This window comes from Leptothrix toolikensis (SeqCode), assembly GCF_057922285.1.
This window is the reverse complement of sequence record NZ_JBYSVC010000013.1, coordinates 14,987-34,303: the sequence shown is the minus strand read 5'-3', so window position 1 is coordinate 34,303 and position 19,317 is coordinate 14,987. Positions and strand designations below refer to the sequence as shown.

The window sequence follows — 19,317 nt, the reverse complement described above, 5'->3', positions numbered from 1 at the left end:
AGAGTCACATGCGAAAGATGCCGAAGCGGGTCGGTGGGATCGGGGCGTTCAAGCTGACTGATAGGCCCAGGCCCAGCACGCGGCGGGTATCGGCTGGGTCGATGACGCCGTCGTCCCAGAGCCGGGCGCTGGCGTAATAGGGGTGCCCTTGGCGCTCGTATTGCTCAAGGATCGGCGCTTTGAAGGCGGCTTCTTCCTCGCTGCTCCAAGGGCTGCCCTTGGCTTCCAGCCCATCGCGCTTGACGGTGGCCAGCACGCTGGCGGCTTGCTCGCCACCCATCACCGAGATGCGCGCGTTGGGCCACATCCAGATGAAGCGTGGCGAGAAGGCCCGACCGCACATGCCGTAGTTGCCAGCGCCAAAACTGCCGCCGATGATGACGGTGAACTTGGGCACCTCGGCGCAAGCCACGGCGGTGACCATCTTGGCCCCGGCGCGGGCGATGCCTTCGTTTTCGACCTTGCGCCCGACCATGAAGCCGGTGATGTTCTGCAAAAAAACCAGCGGAATGCGGCGCTGGCAGCACAACTCGATGAAGTGCGCGCCCTTGTCGGCACTTTCGGCGAACAAGATGCCGTTGTTGGCCACGATCCCCACGGGCAGGCCTTCGATGTGGGCAAAGCCGGTCACGAGGGTGGTGCCGTAGCGCGCCTTGAATTCGTCAAAGGCGCTGTCATCGACGATGCGGGCGATGACTTCGCGCACATCAAAGGGCTTGCGTGTCATCACGCCGTGGGCGTCGAGCGGGATGATGCCGTGCAGCTCAAGCGGATCAAAACGCGGCGCGCGGGCGGGCAGGCAAGCCAGCTCGTGCGTCTTGCGCCGATTCAGGTGGCGGATGGCTTGGCGGGCCAAGGCCAAGGCGTGGGCGTCGTTGTCGGCCAGATGATCGGCCACGCCCGACAGACGTGTATGCACATCGCCGCCGCCCAGGTCTTCGGCGCTGACTTCCTCGCCGGTGGCGGCTTTCACCAGCGGCGGGCCGCCGAGAAAGATGGTGCCTTGCTCGCGCACGATGATGGTCTCGTCGCTCATCGCTGGCACATAGGCCCCGCCAGCGGTACATGAACCCATCACCACCGCGATCTGCGCGATGCCCTCGGCCGACATGCGCGCTTGGTTGTAAAAAATCCGGCCAAAGTGATCGCGGTCAGGAAAAACCTCGTCTTGGTTGGGCAGGTTGGCCCCGCCCGAATCGACCAGATAAATGCAGGGCAGGTGGTTTTGCTGCGCCACTTCTTGGGCCCGCAGATGCTTTTTGACCGTCAGCGGGTAATAGGTGCCACCCTTGACGGTGGCGTCGTTGCAGATGATCAGGCATTCGACGCCGGCCACCCGGCCGATGCCGGTGATCAGCCCAGCGCAAGGCGCTTCGTCCTTGTACAGCCCCAAAGCAGCCAGTGGGCTCAACTCCAAAAAAGGACTGCCGGGGTCGAGCAAGGCTTCGATGCGTTGTCGGGGCAGCCACTTGCCGCGCCCCAAGTGTTTGGCCCGGGCCACCTCGCCACCACCTTGATGGATGCGCTCAAGGTGCGTTTGCAAGTCAGCCACGAGGGTGCGCATCACGGCGGCGTGGGCTTGGACGTCGGCGGCGCGCGGGTTGAGTTGGGAGGCGAGGATCGACATACAAGCCATTATGTAGTGACGTTTACGTTAACGTCACTCGTAGAAACATCAAGCAGCCGTTACACCTTGATGGCACCATGCCGGCCATGCTTTTTCATGATCTTTTGACTTTCGCCCTGAGCGGTCACGGTTTGGTGGCCTTGGCGCTGACCGGGGTGGCGCTGGCTTTCCGTCCGTGGGCGACTTTGCGACAAACCGAGGCCCTACAAAACCCTTGGCTGGCCATGCTGGTGGTGCTGCCGTGGTTTTGGGCAACACAAAAAATCGTGCCCTTTTTTGGCCCACAGATGCAGCTCTCTGGCGCTTGCTTGATGGTGCTGATGTTCGGCTGGCCGCTGGCGATGCTGACCCTGTGGCCGGTGGCCTTTTTGGGCGGCTGGTTGGCGGGGGTCAGCATAGACCGCACCACCGAGTTGCTGCTCTGGAACGGCATGATGCCGGGCACGCTGGCCTTGCTGATCGGTTTGGCGACACGGCGCTTTTTGCCGCATCACCTGTTTGTGTACATCCTCGGCCGGGGGTTTCTCACCACCGCTTTGGCCTTGGGGATCTCAGGGTCGATCTGGCTGTGGCTTGGGCCGGTCACCGCCGCTCAAGCCAGCGTGGTGCCGTCGAATCTCTCAGAGCTGCTGATCGGTCGCTGGTTGATTTCCTGGGCCGAAGCCTTTGCGACCGGGGGTATGACGGCGGTTTTTGTGGCCTTCTTCCCGGAGTGGATGCTGACGTATTCAGACCTGCGCTACCTTCCCACATCGGAGAAGGCTCAGGCGGGTCGTTCTCAGCATCAGAACGAGAAGCGCTGACCCGTTTGTAGGGCTTGGATGGTGTGCGGTACGCGCAACTGCTCGATTTGCCCCATCACGGCGGCCCGCTCACCCGGCTTCATGTGGGTGATGGCAATGGCGGTTGGCCGGTCGAGTTGGATGATTTCGTCGCGCAAGCGGCAAGGTGAGAGGTGTTGGCTGATCTTGGCCAGCGCGAGTTCTTCGTCGCTGAAGGCGGTTTCGATCACCAACTGCGCCAGCTTGCGACCCTTAAGGGTGGCCCATAGGTCGGGGTTGGGGCCGGTGTCGCCGGTGTAGACCCACCAGCCGCTGGGCGTCTCAACGGCGTAGCCCACAGCTGGCACGGTATGCCGAGCGGGGAGCACTTCGATGCGTTGCCCACCGATGGCCAAGACTTGACCGACATCCAGCTCAATCAATTCGATGATCGGTTGATGGCTGGGCAGGCGGGTGAAGTCGGGCCATAGCACGCCGTTGAAAAGATGCTTGCGCAAGGCGTCCAAGGTGGCCGCGAGGCCGTACACCCGGATCGGCTGGTAGGGCATGCGTTCGAAGCGTTCGCGCATCACGCTATCGGCCAAGAGTGGAATACCCAGCACATGGTCGAGATGCGAGTGCGACAACAGGATGTGGTCGATCTGCGCCAGCTCTTCCAAGGGCAGATCACCGACGCCGGTACCCGCATCGATCAAGACGTTCTGATCGATCAGGAAAGCCGTGGTCCGGTTGCCGGCGGCAATCGATCCCGAGCAACCAAGAACATGCAGATTCATCAGCTTTGCAAAACAAAATCAGGGTTGCACAAACTGCATCTGTGATCCTGCCAGCTCGATCACATCACCATCTTTCAGATGCACAGGGTCCGACATCACGGGCATGCCGTTGACTGTGGGGCGATGGGTGCCTTCAACATGCGAAAACACATAGCCGCCCGGTCGTTTGGTGATGGACGCCACTTGCATGCCCGGCCGACCCACGGTGGTGACCACCTTGGTCAGGACCACTTCTCGCCCAGCTGCTGCACCCGACAACACTTTGATGACCGCTTGAAGGGGCGGTCCGGCATTGACGCTGGGGTAGCCCTGCGTGTTGCTGCCTGTGAGCGGGGCGTTCTGTCGCATGATCGGTCCGGGGCCCGGCGGCATTTGGCCGGGCTTCAAGATCATGGTTTTTTCGTAGTCGTTACTTTCTTCAACGACGTACTTGATCTTGTACTTACCGATTTCGACGGTGTCGTTGTGTTGCAGCAATTGCTTCTTGATGGCCCGACCATTGATGTAGGTGCCATTGGTGCTGTTTTGGTCTTCGATGTAGACCCCAGGTCCATCCATCTGAAGCACGGCGTGCTCACCGCTGACGGCCAAGTTGTCGATCACGATGTCGTTGTACGGACGTCGTCCGAGGGTCGTCCGGTCCTTCATGAGCTGGACTTCCTTGATGACGACCCCGTCCAGCGAAACGACGAGTTTTGGCATGCGTGGCCTCTGAATCAATGCGTGAAAACAGTACGAGTCGGCGGAGCGGTCAGTGACGGAAGGGCCACCAAGAACGGGCACCAGCCCCACCCCCCCGCACCGTGACGAGGATCAGGGCTATATTATCCCGTCCGCCGGCTGAATTGGCAGCAGATACCAAGGCATCACCTGTTTCTGCAATGGTGTGATGGGCATGAAGCACTTGGGAGATCTCATCGTCGCTCAGCATATCCGACAGACCGTCTGAGCACAGTAGGTAGATGTCACCCGGCATGACGCCATGTGTGTGAGTTTCCAGCAAAACCACGTCTTCGACACCGACCGCGCGCGTGACCAAGTTTTTGTGGGTGCTTTTGGCGGCTTGTTCGGGTGTCAGCAGACCGGCGTCGATTTGTTCTTGCAGTAAAGAGTGATCACGGGTGATTTGCGTCAAGCGCCCACCTCGCCAGCGGTAGGTGCGCGAGTCCCCGACATGACCCACCAGCAAACGGCTGCCCCGGAACACAGCCACCACCAAGGTGGTGCCCATCCCTGCATATTGGGGGTTGGCGTTGGCGGCGTTGAAGATCGAACGGTTGGCGTTATCGACGCAGATATCCATCGCACGACGGACATCGTTCTCGCTGACCATCGCTGGCGCTTCACCGAGCCAGCGTCCTAGCTCAGAACGGATAAAGGTGGTGGCCATGTTGCTCGCCACCTCACCCGCGTTGTAGCCGCCCATGCCGTCGGCAAGGACAGCCAAGGCCACGGACTCGTCAACGACGACGGAGTCTTCGTTGTTCGAGCGGGCGAGACCGCGATCGGTCACGGCGTAGAACTCGAAACTCATGGGGAGTGCAGGGGTAGGGTGGGGGCAATCCAAGGACGGGGCCGATTTTGCCCGTAAGTCGGGCGAGTGCCAAACAATCAGCGTAAGAACGGTCGCGGCATGCGCGTAATCCTGCACCCTTGTGGGTCTTGTTTCGAATCTAAGGCGCGTTGTTCAGGGCGCTTGCGCTTTTCATCCCTTGGTGCAAGCAGTAACATTCGTGCGCCCGGCGTTGCCGAGGCGCCTTAAGCGATCTGTTTGGGTGCCCGGGGTGCTGTTTCAATGAATGCTTTTGATGGAGATAAATGACATGGCAACTGCAAAAAAGGCCGCCGTAAAGAAGGCACCGGCGAATAACGCGGCAACCCCGGAGGTCGCAGTCAAGAAGTCGGCGGCCAAAAAGGCAGTACCGGTCACCAAGCCGGCTGCGGGTTTTATGAAGCCCCTTACCCCTTCTCCGGTCTTGGCCGCCATTGTGGGTGCCAAGCCGTTGCCCCGGACCGAAGTGACCAAGAAGGTCTGGGTCTACATCAAGAAGCACAAGCTTCAGGATGAAGCCAACAAGCGCATGATCAACGCCGACGCCAAGTTGAAGGAAATCTTCAAGGTTGATCAGGTGTCGATGTTCGAAATGACCAAGCTGATCAGCGCACATCTCAGCTGAGGCCACCGAGCTGGAAGACCCGGGCACCACGTGGTGCCCGTTTTTCATGCTTGCAGGGCTAAAGCCTCGTCAAGACCCAAGTGAATGTTCATCGCCTGAATCGCGGCTCCGCTCGCACCTTTGCCCAAGTTGTCGATGCGTGCCATCAGCACCGCTTGGCTGGCGTTCGCAAAAACACACACATCGGCCCGATTGGTGTCGTTACAGGCTTGGATGTCGAAAAAGCCATCATCCAGCGCCTCTGGGCCATTGAGCGGCAAGACCCGTACAAAGCGTTCGCCTTGGTAGCGCGCAGCTAAAGCGGTATGCAGGTGCTCGGCGGTCACGCCTGTGCCCAAGCTACTCAGATGCAGCGGCACGCTCACGGCCAACCCTTGATAGAAAGAGCCGACCACCGGCATGAACACTGGGGCGCTGTTCAGGCCCGTATGGGCCCCCATCTCAGGGATGTGTTTGTGGCTTAGACCCAACGCATAGGGGCGCGGTGAGGCCAGTTTGGCGTCTCCACTGCTGCGGTATTGCTCAATCATCGACTTGCCGCCGCCCGAATAGCCGGTGATCGACGTGGCCGTGATGGCCGCGCTGGCCGGGATCAAGCCGGCGTCGATCAAAGGGCGCAGCAGCAAGATGAAGGCTGTGGCGTGGCAACCCGGGTTGGCAATGCGCTTGCTGGCACGGATCGCATCGCGCTGTGTGGGTGCCAGTTCGGGCAAGCCGTAGACCCAGCCGGGCTGAGTGCGGTGGGCGGTGCTGGCGTCGATGATGCAAGTGGCCGGGTTGGTGACCAAGCTGACCGCTTCCTTGGCGGCGGCGTCGGGCAGGCAAAGGAAGGCGACATCGGCGGCGTTGAGCAGCCGGGCGCGCTCAGTGCTGTCCTTGCGCTTGTCGGGGTCAATGCGCAGCAGCTCCAGATCGGCGCGCGCCGACAACAGCTCGTGAATCCGCAGGCCGGTGGTGCCTTCCTGACCATCGACGTAAACCACACGTTTCATGTCCATCCTTTTGATCCTTCGCGGCCATCCGGCCTCAAGGCGGCCAAGCATAAGCGATCGGTGACAATGCGGCCATGGTGACAAAGATGCCCAAAGGACTTGGTCGCGGCCTAGAAGCGTTGCTCGGGCCGCAGGTGGCGGATGTGGTGGCGAGTCGCGGTCGCGACGATCTGCCCTCAACGCTGAACGTGGACCAAATGCAGCCAGGACGCTATCAACCGCGTACCCGCATGGATGAGGGCGCGCTGTTTGAATTGGCTGAGAGCATCCGCACCCAAGGGGTGATGCAGCCGATTCTGGTGCGGCCCATCGAGGCAGCACCAGGCGCGCCGGCCTACGAGGTCATCGCCGGTGAGCGGCGCTTGCGGGCCGCCAAGCTGGCGGGGCTCGACACCCTGCCGGTGCTGGTGCGCAAGGTGCCCGATCAGGTCGCCGCTGTGATGGCGCTGATTGAGAACATCCAACGTGAGGATCTCAACCCGCTCGAAGAGGCCCAAGGCGTGCAGCGCCTGATCGAAGAATTCCGTCTGACGCACGAAGACGCTGCGCAGGCCATTGGTCGCTCGCGCAGTGCCACGAGTAACTTGCTGCGGCTGCTCAACTTGGTGCCTGCCGTGCGGCAGATGCTCTCGGCCGGTGATCTGGACATGGGCCATGCGCGGGCGCTGTTGCCGCTCGAAGGCGCGGCTCAGATTGCTTGCGCGCATGAAGTCCTCTCAAGGCAACTCTCGGTGCGCGAAGCCGAGCGTTTGGTGGCGCGCACGCTCGAAGGCAAAGCCGGCCCGGCGGCCCAAGCCACGCCGCCTGCCAAGTCGCGCGATTTGCTGCGCATTGAGGAACAACTCGCCGACCGCTTCACCGCTCCGGTGGATATCCGCATCAAAAAAGCCACCCGGCGCGGTCAGCCGGGCGAGATCGCCATCGCGTTCGGCTCGATGGATGAGCTCAACAGCCTGCTCGACAAATTGGGTTTGGGCGAGTCGTGAATCTCGCTGTCGTCGATCCCGCCGCTTTGGCTGCGCTCTATCCGATCTTGGTGGAGGCACCGCCACCGGGTTGGTTGGACGATGTGCAGCGCGCGATCATCGAGGTGCCCGCAGGGACGGTGCTGTTTGACGAAGGTCGGGCCTGCGCGGGTTTCCCGATGGTGCTAAGTGGCGCGGTGCGGGTGGCGCGGGGTGCGCCGCAGGGTCGGGCGATTGAGTTGTACCGCGTCTCACCGGGTGAAATTTGCATCGTCTCGGCCTCGTGCCTTTATGGCGATGCGCCGCTTTCAGCCCACGGTGTGGCGGTGGAGGCGACGCGCTTGCTGCTGCTGCCGGGGCCGGTGTTCATGCGCTGGTGCGCGCACGAGCCTTTTCGGCACTATGTCTTCGCGGTCTTTGCCAGTCGCATGGCCGATCTGATCGCCTTGGCTGAAGCCGTGGCTTTTCAGCGCCTCGATCAACGTCTTGCCGCCGCTTTGCTTGGACGCGGCGGCACGCTCAGCTTGACGCATCAGCAGCTGGCCGATGAGTTGGGCACGGTGCGCGAGATGGTCACCCGCTTGCTCAAGCGCTTTGAGCAATCCGGCTGGGTGGCCTTGGGGCGTGAACGCATTGAGGTGCTTGACCCCATCGCCTTGCGCCACCTCGCTGCGGGCGCTCCACTTGCTGTGTGACTGCGGTCACAGAACTTCTGCGCCAAGGCGCGCACACTGCGCCCCAGTCGGCATCGGGCCGGCCTTTTTCCGGAGACTCTGTGATGAAACCCAATGTTGGTGGTATCGACCGTATCGTGCGTATCTTGGCGGGCTTGATCCTGATCGGCTTGGCCGCGACCGGCACGGTGGGCGTGTGGGGTTGGATCGGTGTGGTGCCGCTGCTGACGGGCTTGTTCAGCGTCTGCCCGGCTTATTCGATCTTTGGCGTCAAGACCTGCTCACGTTGAGCGGGCACTCTGCGTCGTGCTTGCGTCCCACTCGGGCACAGCGTGGTGTTTGAGGGCGGCGCGGCGCTGAAGGGCGTCGGGCAGCACCTTTTCGACATGTCGCCAAAAAGCGGGGCTGTGGTTCATCTCGTGCAGGTGAGCCAGCTCATGCACGACCACGTAGTCGATCAAAGGCATGGGCAGATGCAGCAAGCGCCAGTTCAGACGCACCGTCTGGAGCGCACCGCGCTGGCTTGCACTGCCCCAGCGGGTGCGTGCTGAGGTGAGTTGCAACTGCGGCAGCTCGCGCAGATCAAGGCGTGGCGCATAGAGCACCATGCGCTCGGCAAACAGGCGCAGCGCGGCTTGCTTCCACCAGCGGTGAACGGCAGCCCGCAGGTGATCGGCGTCCAGCGCCTGCGCCTTGAGTCGCAAATGCAAGGTCGGTGATGACTCTGGGGTCTCTGGCGCGGCTTCTCTCAGTTCGGGCCGAGGACCTTTCCCCGTCAAATCCAGCTGCAAACTGCCGCCTAAATAAGGCAGCACGGTGCCGTGTTGCCATGCGATGGGGGCTTGGTGGGGTTCTTGGTTGCGGCGCTCTTGCTCAGCCAAGCGTTGCAAGATCCAGTCGGCTTTCTGGCGCAGCGCGGCTTCGATGTCGCCCTGTGCCACCCAAGCCGGGGCGCGCACGAAGAGGCCATCGCGGCGAATCACCAAGCCGATGCTGCGCCGCTGCACCCGGTGCAGCTGGTAGCTGAGGTTTTGCTCACCGAGCCGGATTTGCGGCATCGGTTTCAGGGGGGACGCTGGGGTAAGCCTCGGGATCAAGCCGGTGCATTTCGTCCTCGATCCAGGTTTCCACCTCTTGCATCAGCGCATCCGGTCGACGTCCGGTCGGGTCGATGGGCACGCCGATCGAGATATCGACCACCCCGGGGCGCAGCAAAAAGCTTTTGCGTGGCCAGCAGCGGGCCGAGGTGACGGCGATGGGCACGATGGGCGTGCCTGCTGAAATGGCCAGGCGCGCTGCGCCGCTGTGATACGTGCCCTTGCCGCCGCGCTCAGCCCGGGTGCCTTCGGGGAACATGATCATCCAGTTGCCTTGGGCCATGAACTGCTTGCCTTGCTCGGAGACCTTGCGCCACGCCTCGGTGCGGCGGCCCCGGTCGATATGCACCATGTCGAGCCGCGCCATCGACCAGCCGAAGAAGGGGATATAGATCAGCTCGCGTTTGAAGACATAAGACAGCGGGTGTGACATCAGCGCCGGGAAGGCAAAAGTCTCCCACGTCGATTGATGCTTGGGGGCCAGGACCACCGCTTTATGGGCGTCGGCAGCGGTGGGCAGGTGCTCCATGCCTTGAATGCGCCAGCGCACGCCGCAGATCCAGCGCGCGCCTTGGGTAGCAAGCCACAACCAGCCGGCGCACATCCAGTACAGCCGGGTGCCGCGCAAAAAAATCGAGGCGATCAGCACCGCCGTGGCGTAGGGCACCACGGTGATGACCAGCCAAAGCACGAAGAGAAAAGAACGCAGATAGATCATCAAAAGCTTTCAGCTCAGGGACTGCTATTGAGCACAGCGTGGGCAAAGGCGGCCAAATCGGCGTGGATCTTGACGCCCTTGATCTGATCACGCAGGGCTTGTTGCCCTGCACTGTCCATGCGCGCCGCCTTGCCGGTCAGCACCAAGTGCGGCAGGCAACCGGCAGCGGTGGCCGCTTGCAGATCGCGCAGCGAATCGCCCACCGCGTGAACGCCGCCAGCCAAGCTGATGCCGTAGCGCTCAGCGATCTGCTCGAACAGCCCGGCTAGGGGCTTGCGGCAGCGGCAGTTGTCTTCGGGGGCATGGGGGCAGAAAAACACCGCATCCACCCGCCCACCGTGCTGGGCCAGCAGCTCGTTCATGCGCAAGTGCATGCCGTTGAGCGCGTCCATGTCGAACAACCCCCGACCCAGGCCCGACTGATTGGTGGCGATCACCACATGCCAGCCGTATTGATTGAGTCGGGCGATGGCTTCGAGAGCGCCGGGAATCGGCACCCATTCATCGACGCTTTTGACGTAGTCGTCCCGGTCCTCGTTGATGGTGCCGTCGCGGTCGAGGATGATGAGCTTGATGGGTTGGCCCATGGGGATCTCCTTAACTGGCCAAGCGCGCCAGATCGGCGACTCGGTTCATCGCGCCGTGCAAGGTCTTGAGCAGGCCCAAGCGGTTGGCACGCAAGGCGGCGTCTTCCGCGTTGACCATCACGCCGTCGAAGAAGGCATCCACCGGGCTTTTGAGCGCTGCCAGCGCTTGCAGGCTCGCGGCGTACTCACCTTGCTCGAACCGGCGATCCGCATCGGGCTGCACCGCGCTCAAGGCTGCAAAGAGCTGCTGCTCAGCCGCTTCGGCCAAGAGCGCCGCGTCCACCTTGGCGTCCACCGCGCCTTCGGCTTTTTTGAGGATGTTGCTGATGCGCTTGTTGGCCGCTGCCAGCGAGGCCGCTTCCGGCAGGGCCGAGAAGCTGCGCACCGCTGCCAAGCGGCGCGGCACGTCGCCCAAGCGGGTCGGGTTGAGCGCCAGCACCGCATCGACTTCTTGCGCGCTATAGCCCTGATCGCGCAAGGAGACCGCGAGCCGGTCGGCGAAGAAGGCCAACAGTTTGGTCGTCGGATCTTCGATCAGTTCGCCAAAGGCCGGCACCGCCGCCTTGATCAGCTCGGGCAGATCAAGGGGCAGGTTGTTTTCCACCAAGATGCGGATCACGCCCAAGGCGTGGCGACGCAGCGCAAAGGGGTCCTTGTCGCCAGTGGGCAGCTGGCCGATGCCAAAAAGGCCCACCAGCGTTTCGAGCTTGTCGGCCAAGGCGACGACGGTGCCGCTGTGGTTGCGCGGCAGGGCGTCGCCGGCAAAACGCGGCTTGTAGTGGTCTTCGATGGCGATGGCGACCCCGTCGCGCAGGCCTTCATGACGGGCGTAGTAGCCGCCCATGATGCCTTGCAGCTCGGGGAACTCGCCGACCATGTCGGTCAGCAAATCGGTCTTGGCCAGCAGCGCTGCTTGTTGCACCTTGCTGTCGAGCACCTTGAACTGATCCTCGGCCTCGACCGTGTACGGCACGGTGGCCATGCGCAGTTGGTTGACGATGGCGTGGCCGATGGCCTTGACGCGCTCGGCGCGCTCACCTTGGGTGCCGAGCTTGCCGTGGTAGACCACCTTGGCCAGACCGGCCACACGGCTTTCCAACGTCTTTTTGCGGTCTTGGTCGAAGAAGAACTTGGCATCAGCCAGACGCGGGCGCACCACGCGCTCATTGCCTTGGATCACTGCGCTTGGGTCCGCCGGGCTGATGTTGCTGACGAGCAAGAACTTGTGGGTGAGCTTGGCCGAAGCATCCAGCAGCGGGAAGTACTTCTGGTTGGCCTTCATCGTCAGGATCAGGCATTCCTGCGGCACAGCGAGGAACTCCTGCTCGAACTGGCAAGTCAGCACGTTCGGGCGCTCGACCAGCGCGGTCACTTCGTCGAGCAGCGCCTCGTCCTCAATCGGCTTCAAGCCTTCCTTGGCCGCTGCGGCGTCGAGCTGGCGCACGATCTCGGCCCGCCGGGCGTCGAAGCTGGCGATCACCGCCCCTTCCGTGGCGAGCTGCTCGGCGTAGCTGTCCGCATCCCGCAGCGTCACGGTCGGATGGGTGGCTTCAAAACGATGGCCGGTGGTGGTGCGGCCGGAAGTCAGACCGAGGGTTTGAAGCGCCACCACCTCCGCGCCGTGCAGCGCCACCAGCCCGTGCGCGGGGCGCACAAAGTTGACGCTCGACCAGCCGTCGGCCAGCTGATAGGTCATGACCTTGGGGATGGGCAGCTTGGCGAGTGCGTCGTCGAGCGCCTTTTGTAGGCCCTCAGCGAGGGTGGCCCCGGGGAGGGTCAAGTCGAGAAATAGCGCTTCGGCCTTGCCATCCGGCAGGCGCTTCAGGCTCGGCACGACGGATGCGTCAGCGCCGACCGAAGCCAGTTTTTTCAGCAGTGCGGGCGTGGCCTGACCGTCGGCGTTGAGCGCCACCGCCACCGGCATGAGCTTTTGCTGCACCGATTTGTCGGCGGCTTTAGACGCAACGCCGGTGACATGGACGGCCAAGCGGCGCGGCGAGGCGAACGGCGTCACCACCGCGTCGGCAGCAGCCAGACCACTGGCCTTCAGATAGGCAGCGAGCGTGCCGGCAAAAGATTCACCCAATTTTTTGAGTGCCTTGGGCGGCAGTTCTTCGACGAAGAGTTCCACCAACAGGTTTTGAGTCGTCATGGGTAGGTTCCGTAAATCGCTATGAATTTTGGCCGAGGCGCTCACTCACTGCTGTGCAAGCAACGCCAAGTACTCTGGCCGCTTGGTAGCCATGCCCTTGAAGCTGCGCAGCAGGTGTGCGAATTCGGCGTCGGTGATGCCATACAGGCGTGCCACGATCTTGTCGTTCTCGGCCCGCAGGTGGTCCTTCGCCTTGGCGGTGACGGGCACCTCTTTGCGCTTGACATCAAAGAGCGGGGCCAGTTCAGCAAAGTCATCCCAGTGGGCGGCTAGGCTCAGCAGCAGGGCGTTTTGGGCGAGCTGGGTGAAGTCGGGGTTGGCGCGAATCTCAGCGTCCGTGGGCTGCGGCATGGGCAGGCGGTAGAGATAGGTTTTGCTGATGTGAATCTGGATCATGAAGCGCGCCAGCCAGTCGGTCGGCACGCTGTTGAACCACGCCAGCGCAAACAGCAGGCGCAGCGGTGACACGGCCTGCGTTTGCACCTGCCCGTCGGCACCGAGCACATAGGTTTTTGCCGCGTCGGCAAACAGCGTGTGGCCGAAGCCGCTGTTTTTCGGCAGTAGCGCAAAAATCAGGCTGCGCTCGTCGGTGTCGCGGGCAATTTCCCGAAATGCCAGCCGGACAAAATCGCGGTCGTAGCGCACAGCGCTGGCGTGCTGCGCCACTTCCGCCTTGGGCACTTTCAAATCCTGCGCCATGCGGTACAGCTCTTTGCTGGTCAGCCGCTCGTCAAACTTGGCGCCATCCAGCCAGTATTGCGGCTGGTCGTGCTGGTGGCTGTATTGCCAGATCGTCTTGCCTTCAAACAGCGGCAGCAGGCCGGGCGCGGCTTTTTCAAGGAATAAATCCTTGTCATTGGTCATGTGCAGCTCGTTGCGGAAATCCAGCCAGTCGGCCGAGAGCGCGGGGAACGCGCCGTAGCACTTGGCGAGGATCGGCAAATCGGTTGCGTCGCTCAATTCCATCAACGCCCACTGCTCGGGCGATAGCGCCTTCACGGTGGCCAGCGGGTAGGCCACATGGACTTCCGGCCTTTTCAGCTCAGCAGGATCAAGCACGTAGAACGCCGTGTCGATGGCCGGATCGTTCGCACTTGGCGGTGTGTTGACCACCTGCATAAGCGCGAACTTGTAGCTGCGATGTACATCGAGAAAAATGCCCTTGTTGTTCTCGAAGCTGTGAAAGAAGCGCAGTTGGCAGTGACTGAAGATGTGCCGCCGCAGGCCCATCGAGCCTTCTTCAAACATCAACGCGCTGGGCAGCACGTAGCTGAGGTTGCCGCCCGGTTTGAGCAGGCCCAAGTTGCGCTCTATGAACAGCCGGAACAGATTGCCATCGCCCGCGCCCTTGTTGAGCGGAAAGACAGCCTTGTCCTTGTAGTACGTGTTGGTGGCATGGCCGGAAGCTTGCGCGCTGCTGTACGCGGCGGCAATGTGCGCGCTGCCCAGCAGGCGCTCTTGCACGGCGGCTTTTTCGGAGTTTTTCAGCGTGCGGTAGTTGCTGCAAAACTGCGGGAAAAAATCCGCGTCCGAAAACTTGGTTTTGTCCCACGGCGGATTGCCGACGATGATGTCGAAGCCTTTTCGGTCCCCGGCAAAGGCTTCGGGGAAGGCCACTTCGTGGTGGAAAAAGTGGTACTTCTGTGCGTAAGCCGCCACCTGCCGCAGCGCGGTGGTCTGGGTGCGTGATTCGTCAAACAAGTCGCTCAGCAGATTGGGCGTCTTGCCCAAGGCCTCGCAGGCTAGGGCATCGCCTTCGGCCAGCATGGCGCGGCGGGTGCAGACGAAGCTTAGCGCTCGGGACAGCAAGTTCAGCTTGGGCGCAATGCTGTTCTTCCACAGTTGTTTGGACTGCTCCACCTCGGCGGCGGTGGTGTCTTGCATGGCGTCTAGCTCTTGCATGACAGCGCGCAATGCGTCAAAGCGGGCGCTGAGGTTGTCCACAAACAGATCGTTCTGCCGGGCCTCGTTGGCGTTGTAGGCGATGAACTCCTGCACGCTGGCCCCCATCAAGGCATTGCCGTGCTGCACATGGTGCTCAATGAAGGACAGCGGCGTGCCAAAGATGAAGCTGTCCATCCACAGGCTCAGGCGTGCCAGCTCCACCGCAAAGGGGTTCAGGTCCACGCCAAAAATGCAGCGCTTGAGCAAGGCGCGCTTCAAGATTTGCGCGTCGTCCGGTTCGTAATCCAGGTTCAGGAACGTCAACTGCTCGGCGATCTTGGCGCTTTCCTGCTGCACCAAGGCTTGCAGGTCGGCGTCGCTGTCCAGCCGCTCTAGGGCCAAGTCGGTCAGGTGGTTCAGGGCCTCCACCAAGAAGTGGCCGCTGCCGCAAGCGTTGTCCAAAATTTTCAGCTCCATCAGGGCCTTGCCCTGGTGGGAGGTCGTCATCAGCGCTTGGGCCACGCTGGCCTTCACCAACGGTTCTGAAAGGGCGGTGGGCGTGTAGTAGCTGGCGCTGGTCTTGCGCGAATTGCTGGCGCTCTTGAGGTAGACCTCGCCCTTTTTCACGCTGATTTCACGCAGCGCTTTGAAGCCCTTTTCCTGACGGATCAGGGCGGTGTCATAGGCGTCAAAGTAGGCCTCGACCGACTTGCCCTTGGTGGCCGCACTTTCGTACTCCAAGTAGACCGCGCTTTCAGCCGCTTTCTCGAAGCGGAATTCCAGCAAGCCTTCGTAGATGCGCCCCAAGTGCGTGACGTTCATGTTCTTGAAGTCGCGCCGGGTGTCGAACAGTGTGGTGCCTCGGTGGGTCTTGTAGAGCAGCTTTTCCAGCATCTGCCGCAGCGTGGCGTTGTCAAAAATCTTGGCCCGGGTCAGCAGCGGCGCACGTTGCGCGTCGAACAAGCCCCCGTTGAACAGCGGCACGTCGATGTCTTCGGCTTCAGGCTGGTGGCGCAGCGTGTTGAAGATCTGGCCCAGGCTGTAGCGGCGGTAAAACGGATGGCGGGCCAGTAGCGCGTGGTTCTTGTCTTCGAAGTACACGACAAACAGCAGGCGGAACAGCAGCACCACGCTGTTTTCATACACCGCCGCCATGCTGGCCTTGGGGTTGGCGCGCTGAATGGCGCGGCCCATGATTTCAAACAGCGAATCCTCACCCGCGTAGCCGTAGATCACGGCCTTGAGGTTTTCCTCCACGCCCAGCGTGAAGTCGGCCGAAGCGGCAATGACCTGCTCGATGGCGCTGCGCTGCCCCGCTACGGCGGGCAGCACAAAGGTGGGTCGGCCGAAGAAAAAGGCAAACAGGGCCAGCGCCGAGGTTTTCTCTTCGCCCGCGCCCAACGCGCCAATGGCTTCTAGGTCGAACTGGATGAAGGTCTTTTTGGCGGTGATCTTGTGGGTGTCATAGATCCGCCAGATCCGGCCGTTGGTCAGAAAGCCAAAGCGCACCCGCAGCGTGCTCAGGTAGTCCTGAAGCTGATGGTGCGGATTGTCTTTGTGGGCCTTGCCGGTATCGAGCGGTTTCTCCCAAGCCTTGGCTTCGCAGATCGCCGCGATCAGCTGGTGACCGGCGCTAGCCTGCTCGATCAACGCTGTGGTTTGTTCCGGCTGCGCCAGCAAACACCAGTCGGGTTTGGCCTGCTTGCCTTGCACGGTGAAGGCCTGCTGCGGCACGGTAAACCAGCCCAACTGTGCAAGCAGGGGCGCGATGAGACGCGCTTCGAGCTGGGCCTCGTTGCCTGCGGCGAGTTGGGTCGGCTGAAAGTGCGTTTCCAGCCATTCAGCCAAGCCAAAGGGTAGCGGCTTGCCCGCGAGCTCGCGCTGTTTCTGGCGCAGAAAGCTCTCGTCCAGCAGGCTGTTGTCCAGCCACGGAAGTCGGGAAGGCTCCAGCCCTTGTGACCCCTGTGTTGCTTGTGCGGCCATGGATCGCTCAGACCGTCTTCTGGTCCAGTTGCGCCACCCACTCGCGCGGTGCCATCGGGAAGCCCAAGCGCTTGCGGCTGTCGAGGTAGGCGGCGGCCACGGCGCGCGCCAAGTTGCGGATGCGGCCGATGTAGGCGGCGCGCTCGGTCACGCTGATCGCGCCGCGTGCGTCGAGCAAGTTGAAGGTGTGCGCGGCTTTCAAGACTTGCTCATAAGCCGGCAGCGCCAGCTTTTGCGCCATCAGGTGCTGGGCGTTGCCTTCGTGGGCCCCGAAGGCGTGCAGCAGGAACTCGACGTTGCTGTGCTCGAAGTTGTAGGTCGATTGCTCCACTTCGTTTTGGTGGAACACATCGCCGTACTTCAAGTCAGGTGCGCCATTCACCCCCTTGGCGTAGATCAAGTCGTAGACGTTTTCCACGTCTTGCAAGTACATCGCCAAGCGTTCCAGCCCGTAGGTGATCTCGCCCGTGATGGGTTTGCAGTCGATGCCGCCCACTTGCTGGAAGTAGGTGAACTGCGTCACTTCCATGCCGTTCAACCAGACTTCCCAGCCCAGGCCCCAAGCGCCGAGCGTCGGGTTCTCCCAGTCGTCTTCGACGAAGCGAATGTCGTTTTTCTTCAGATCAAAGCCCAGCGCTTCGAGCGAACCCAGGTACAGCTCCAAAATGTTGGCCGGTGCGGGCTTCAAGACCACTTGGTACTGGTAGTAGTGCTGCAAGCGGTTCGGGTTCTCGCCGTAGCGGCCATCCTTGGGGCGGCGGCTGGGCTGCACGTAGGCGGCCTTCCACGGCTCGGGGCCGAGGGCGCGCAAGAAGGTGGCGGTGTGGCTGGTGCCAGCACCGACTTCCATGTCGTAGGGTTGCAGCAGCGCGCAGCCTTGGGCATCCCAATACGCTTGCAGTCGAAGAATGATTTGCTGGAAGGTCAGCATGTCGGGCGCGCAAGCTCGGCAGGGCTTGCGATCATGGAAGTCATGGGAGGGCTGATTCTAGGCGGCTGGGCTTTGCAGTGCGGCCCATTGCGCGGGGGTGCCGATGTTTTCCCAGCGGCCGGGGTAGCGTTCTAAGCTGATCCGGCCATTTTGCAGGCCTTGGTGCAACAAAGGCCCGAGCGCGGCCCGCCGCCCCGCGACGATGCTGTCGAGCAGGGCCGGGCGCATCAGGGCCAGATTGGCGTAGGTGAGTCGCTCATGCCCACCCTGCGGGGTGGCGATATCGAAGTCGCCCTTGGGGTGATAAACCGGGTTCGGTACCAGCCAAAGGTGCGCGTGCTGGCCGCTTTGTAAGAAGCGCTCAGCGGCCGTGGCGTCAAAGCGGAAATCGGGGGCCCAGATGTCGCCTGAGACGACCCAAAACGCCTCGCGACCGCCTTCGGTCAGCCAAGGCAGTGCGGTTTTAAGGCCGCCGGCGGTTTCCAGTGCGCCACCAAAGTCGCGCCCTTCGTGGGCGTAGCTAATAGATAAGCCGAAGCGGCGGCCGTCGCCCAACACCGCTGGGAAGTGATCTTCCAGCCAAGCGGTGTTGATCAGCACCTCGCGCACGCCGTCGCGCGCCAAGGCCAGCAAATGCCACTCGATCATCGGTCGGCCCAGAATCGGCAGCAGCGGTTTGGGGCTCTGATCGGTCAGCGGGCGCATGCGCTCGCCGCGTCCGGCCGCAAGAATCATCGCGCGCAAGGGCAGTGGGTTGAGCGTCATGGTGGGGCTTGTTGAAAGTTCTGGCAAAGTGAAAGATTTTGCGTCAAAATCGTCAGCTTTGCGAAAGAATGGGGCGCATTTCGCGTTTTGCGCCTCGCCATTGTGTTTTACCGAGGAGATTCTTCATGACCATCAAGATTGGCATCAACGGTTTCGGTCGCATCGGCCGTATGGTTTTCCGTGCAGCGATTCAGAACTTCAACGAGATCGAAGTTGTTGGGATCAACGACTTGCTGGAGCCGGATTACCTGGCCTACATGCTGAAATACGACTCGGTCCATGGCCGCTTCAAGGGCGAAGTGTCGGTAGACGGCAACACCTTGGTGGTCAATGGCAAGAAGATCCGCCTGACCGCGCTGCGTAATCCGGCTGAGCTGAAGTGGGATGAAGTGGGTGCTGACATCGTTGTCGAAGCCACCGGCCTGTTCCTGACCAAGGACACCTGCCAGACCCACATCACCGCCGGTGCCAAGAAGGTCATTCAAAGCGCCCCGTCCAAGGACGACACCCCGATGTACGTCTACGGTGTGAACCACACCAAGTACAGCGGCGAAGCCATCATCTCGAATGCTTCGTGTACCACCAACTGCTTGGCTCCGATCGCCAAGGTGTTGAACGACAGCTTCGGCATCAAGCGTGGCCTGATGACCACGGTGCACGCGGCCACTGCCACCCAAAAGACTGTGGACGGCCCGTCGAACAAAGACTGGCGTGGTGGTCGCGGCATTTTGGAAAACATCATCCCGTCCTCGACCGGCGCTGCCAAGGCCGTCGGCGTGGTGCTGCCGGAACTCAAGGGCAAGCTGACGGGCATGGCCTTCCGCGTGCCGACCTCCGACGTGTCGGTGGTTGACTTGACCGTCGAGCTCGACACCGCCGCTTCCTATGAAACCATCTGTGCCGCCATGAAGTCGGCGTCAGAAGGCTCCATGAAGGGCGTGCTGGGTTACACCACCGAGAAGGTCGTCTCGACCGACTTCCGTGGCGAGAGCTGCACCTCGGTGTTCGACTCTGAAGCCGGTATCGCTTTGGACGGCACCTTCGTCAAGGTCGTGTCTTGGTATGACAACGAATGGGGCTACTCCAACAAGGTGTTGGAAATGGTCCGCGTGATGGCTTCGAAGTAAATCCTTCGTCCGTCCGGCGCATCACGGCTCATAAAGCCTCATAAAGCCTCATAAGGGCGTGCTCTCGCAAGAGGGCACGC

General features: G+C 61.9%; 18 protein-coding genes. 6 read left to right on the top strand and 12 right to left on the bottom strand.

Annotated elements, in window-relative coordinates:
- Positions 1 to 4: 4 nt before the first annotated feature.
- Positions 5 to 1,627: a carboxyl transferase domain-containing protein gene (locus AC3VI7_RS03765; RefSeq protein ID WP_489668354.1), complete on the bottom strand. Its 1,623-nt coding sequence runs from the start codon at positions 1,625 to 1,627 to the stop codon at positions 5 to 7.
- A gap of 86 nt (positions 1,628 to 1,713) precedes the next feature.
- Here AC3VI7_RS03765 and AC3VI7_RS03760 point away from each other — a divergent pair, with 86 nt between their 5' ends.
- Positions 1,714 to 2,430, top strand: a complete 717-nt coding sequence (locus AC3VI7_RS03760) for a hypothetical protein (protein WP_489671185.1) — start codon at positions 1,714 to 1,716, stop codon at positions 2,428 to 2,430.
- Here AC3VI7_RS03760 and AC3VI7_RS03755 read toward each other — a convergent pair.
- From AC3VI7_RS03755 to AC3VI7_RS03745, 3 genes are read right to left on the bottom strand one after another with little or no spacing between them, the layout of a single operon-like run.
- On the bottom strand, positions 2,412 to 3,185 hold the full coding sequence (locus AC3VI7_RS03755; protein WP_489668356.1) for an MBL fold metallo-hydrolase: 774 nt from the start codon (positions 3,183 to 3,185) through the stop codon (positions 2,412 to 2,414). The two genes, AC3VI7_RS03760 and AC3VI7_RS03755, sit on opposite strands and share 19 nt — an antisense overlap.
- A gap of 18 nt (positions 3,186 to 3,203) precedes the next feature.
- Entirely contained in the window at positions 3,204 to 3,887 is a 684-nt protein-coding gene (locus tag AC3VI7_RS03750; protein WP_489668357.1) for an FHA domain-containing protein, read from the bottom strand.
- A gap of 49 nt (positions 3,888 to 3,936) precedes the next feature.
- Positions 3,937 to 4,719, bottom strand: a complete 783-nt coding sequence (locus AC3VI7_RS03745; RefSeq protein ID WP_489668358.1) for a Stp1/IreP family PP2C-type Ser/Thr phosphatase — start codon at positions 4,717 to 4,719, stop codon at positions 3,937 to 3,939.
- A gap of 289 nt (positions 4,720 to 5,008) precedes the next feature.
- Between AC3VI7_RS03745 and AC3VI7_RS03740 the strand changes: the two genes are divergently transcribed.
- Entirely contained in the window at positions 5,009 to 5,362 is a 354-nt protein-coding gene (locus AC3VI7_RS03740; protein WP_489668409.1) for an SWIB/MDM2 domain-containing protein, read from the top strand.
- 44 nt (positions 5,363 to 5,406) lie between these two features.
- On the opposite strand, the gene argC is transcribed toward AC3VI7_RS03740, so the two are convergent.
- Positions 5,407 to 6,354 (bottom strand): N-acetyl-gamma-glutamyl-phosphate reductase, encoded by a 948-nt coding sequence (argC, locus tag AC3VI7_RS03735; RefSeq protein WP_489668410.1) that lies wholly within the window; start codon positions 6,352 to 6,354, stop codon positions 5,407 to 5,409.
- Between the two features lie 74 nt (positions 6,355 to 6,428).
- Between argC and AC3VI7_RS03730 the strand changes: the two genes are divergently transcribed.
- The 3 genes from AC3VI7_RS03730 to AC3VI7_RS03720 all read left to right on the top strand — a co-directional run bounded on the left by AC3VI7_RS03730 (position 6,429) and on the right by AC3VI7_RS03720 (position 8,283).
- The gene (locus tag AC3VI7_RS03730) at positions 6,429 to 7,340 is read left to right on the top strand and encodes a ParB/RepB/Spo0J family partition protein (protein ID WP_489668359.1); all 912 of its coding nucleotides are present in this window, start codon (positions 6,429 to 6,431) and stop codon (positions 7,338 to 7,340) included.
- Complete coding sequence (locus AC3VI7_RS03725) at positions 7,337 to 8,014, top strand: Crp/Fnr family transcriptional regulator (RefSeq protein WP_489668360.1); 678 nt, start codon at positions 7,337 to 7,339, stop codon at positions 8,012 to 8,014. Before AC3VI7_RS03730 ends, AC3VI7_RS03725 begins: the two co-directional genes overlap by 4 nt.
- Positions 8,015 to 8,097: 83 nt before the next feature.
- Complete coding sequence (locus AC3VI7_RS03720; RefSeq protein ID WP_489668361.1) at positions 8,098 to 8,283, top strand: YgaP family membrane protein; 186 nt, start codon at positions 8,098 to 8,100, stop codon at positions 8,281 to 8,283.
- Here the strand turns inward: AC3VI7_RS03720 and AC3VI7_RS03715 are convergent.
- From AC3VI7_RS03715 to AC3VI7_RS03685, 7 genes are read right to left on the bottom strand one after another with little or no spacing between them, the layout of a single operon-like run.
- Entirely contained in the window at positions 8,275 to 9,051 is a 777-nt protein-coding gene (locus tag AC3VI7_RS03715; RefSeq protein WP_489668362.1) for a M48 family metallopeptidase, read from the bottom strand. The genes AC3VI7_RS03720 and AC3VI7_RS03715 overlap by 9 nt on opposite strands.
- A complete protein-coding gene (locus tag AC3VI7_RS03710) occupies positions 9,029 to 9,808 on the bottom strand; it encodes a lysophospholipid acyltransferase family protein (RefSeq protein WP_489668363.1) in 780 nt (259 codons plus the stop codon). Before AC3VI7_RS03710 ends, AC3VI7_RS03715 begins: the two co-directional genes overlap by 23 nt.
- Before the next feature lie 14 nt (positions 9,809 to 9,822).
- Entirely contained in the window at positions 9,823 to 10,395 is a 573-nt protein-coding gene (gene gmhB / locus AC3VI7_RS03705) for a D-glycero-beta-D-manno-heptose 1,7-bisphosphate 7-phosphatase (RefSeq protein WP_489668364.1), read from the bottom strand.
- Positions 10,396 to 10,405: 10 nt separating this feature from the next.
- Entirely contained in the window at positions 10,406 to 12,547 is a 2,142-nt protein-coding gene (glyS, locus tag AC3VI7_RS03700; protein ID WP_489668365.1) for a glycine--tRNA ligase subunit beta, read from the bottom strand.
- A gap of 45 nt (positions 12,548 to 12,592) precedes the next feature.
- Entirely contained in the window at positions 12,593 to 16,414 is a 3,822-nt protein-coding gene (locus AC3VI7_RS03695; RefSeq protein ID WP_489668366.1) for an Eco57I restriction-modification methylase domain-containing protein, read from the bottom strand.
- Positions 16,415 to 16,421: 7 nt separating this feature from the next.
- The gene (gene glyQ, locus AC3VI7_RS03690; RefSeq protein ID WP_489668367.1) at positions 16,422 to 17,345 is read right to left on the bottom strand and encodes a glycine--tRNA ligase subunit alpha; all 924 of its coding nucleotides are present in this window, start codon (positions 17,343 to 17,345) and stop codon (positions 16,422 to 16,424) included.
- 57 nt (positions 17,346 to 17,402) lie between these two features.
- Complete coding sequence (locus AC3VI7_RS03685; RefSeq protein ID WP_489668368.1) at positions 17,403 to 18,110, bottom strand: nucleotidyltransferase family protein; 708 nt, start codon at positions 18,108 to 18,110, stop codon at positions 17,403 to 17,405.
- A 125-nt stretch (positions 18,111 to 18,235) separates the two neighbouring features.
- On the opposite strand from AC3VI7_RS03685, the gene gap reads away from it, so the two are divergent.
- Positions 18,236 to 19,237, top strand: coding sequence for a type I glyceraldehyde-3-phosphate dehydrogenase (gene gap / locus AC3VI7_RS03680; protein ID WP_489668369.1), 1,002 nt, complete (start codon positions 18,236 to 18,238; stop codon positions 19,235 to 19,237).
- Positions 19,238 to 19,317 lie beyond the last annotated feature (80 nt).

Excerpts from the sequence above, each read along its gene's own strand:
- AC3VI7_RS03765 (WP_489668354.1), bottom strand. The coding sequence starts at position 1,627 with ATGTCGATCCTCGCCTCCCAACTCAACCCGCGCGCCGCCGACGTCCAA.
- AC3VI7_RS03760 (WP_489671185.1), top strand. The coding sequence starts at position 1,714 with ATGCTTTTTCATGATCTTTTGACTTTCGCCCTGAGCGGTCACGGTTTG.
- AC3VI7_RS03755 (WP_489668356.1), bottom strand. The coding sequence starts at position 3,185 with ATGAATCTGCATGTTCTTGGTTGCTCGGGATCGATTGCCGCCGGCAAC.
- AC3VI7_RS03750 (WP_489668357.1), bottom strand. The coding sequence starts at position 3,887 with ATGCCAAAACTCGTCGTTTCGCTGGACGGGGTCGTCATCAAGGAAGTC.
- AC3VI7_RS03745 (WP_489668358.1), bottom strand. The coding sequence starts at position 4,719 with ATGAGTTTCGAGTTCTACGCCGTGACCGATCGCGGTCTCGCCCGCTCG.
- AC3VI7_RS03740 (WP_489668409.1), top strand. The coding sequence starts at position 5,009 with ATGGCAACTGCAAAAAAGGCCGCCGTAAAGAAGGCACCGGCGAATAAC.
- argC (WP_489668410.1), bottom strand. The coding sequence starts at position 6,354 with ATGAAACGTGTGGTTTACGTCGATGGTCAGGAAGGCACCACCGGCCTG.
- AC3VI7_RS03730 (WP_489668359.1), top strand. The coding sequence starts at position 6,429 with ATGGTGACAAAGATGCCCAAAGGACTTGGTCGCGGCCTAGAAGCGTTG.
- AC3VI7_RS03720 (WP_489668361.1), top strand. The coding sequence starts at position 8,098 with ATGAAACCCAATGTTGGTGGTATCGACCGTATCGTGCGTATCTTGGCG.
- AC3VI7_RS03715 (WP_489668362.1), bottom strand. The coding sequence starts at position 9,051 with ATGCCGCAAATCCGGCTCGGTGAGCAAAACCTCAGCTACCAGCTGCAC.
- AC3VI7_RS03710 (WP_489668363.1), bottom strand. The coding sequence starts at position 9,808 with ATGATCTATCTGCGTTCTTTTCTCTTCGTGCTTTGGCTGGTCATCACC.
- gmhB (WP_489668364.1), bottom strand. The coding sequence starts at position 10,395 with ATGGGCCAACCCATCAAGCTCATCATCCTCGACCGCGACGGCACCATC.
- glyS (WP_489668365.1), bottom strand. The coding sequence starts at position 12,547 with ATGACGACTCAAAACCTGTTGGTGGAACTCTTCGTCGAAGAACTGCCG.
- AC3VI7_RS03695 (WP_489668366.1), bottom strand. The coding sequence starts at position 16,414 with ATGGCCGCACAAGCAACACAGGGGTCACAAGGGCTGGAGCCTTCCCGA.
- glyQ (WP_489668367.1), bottom strand. The coding sequence starts at position 17,345 with ATGCTGACCTTCCAGCAAATCATTCTTCGACTGCAAGCGTATTGGGAT.
- AC3VI7_RS03685 (WP_489668368.1), bottom strand. The coding sequence starts at position 18,110 with ATGACGCTCAACCCACTGCCCTTGCGCGCGATGATTCTTGCGGCCGGA.
- gap (WP_489668369.1), top strand. The coding sequence starts at position 18,236 with ATGACCATCAAGATTGGCATCAACGGTTTCGGTCGCATCGGCCGTATG.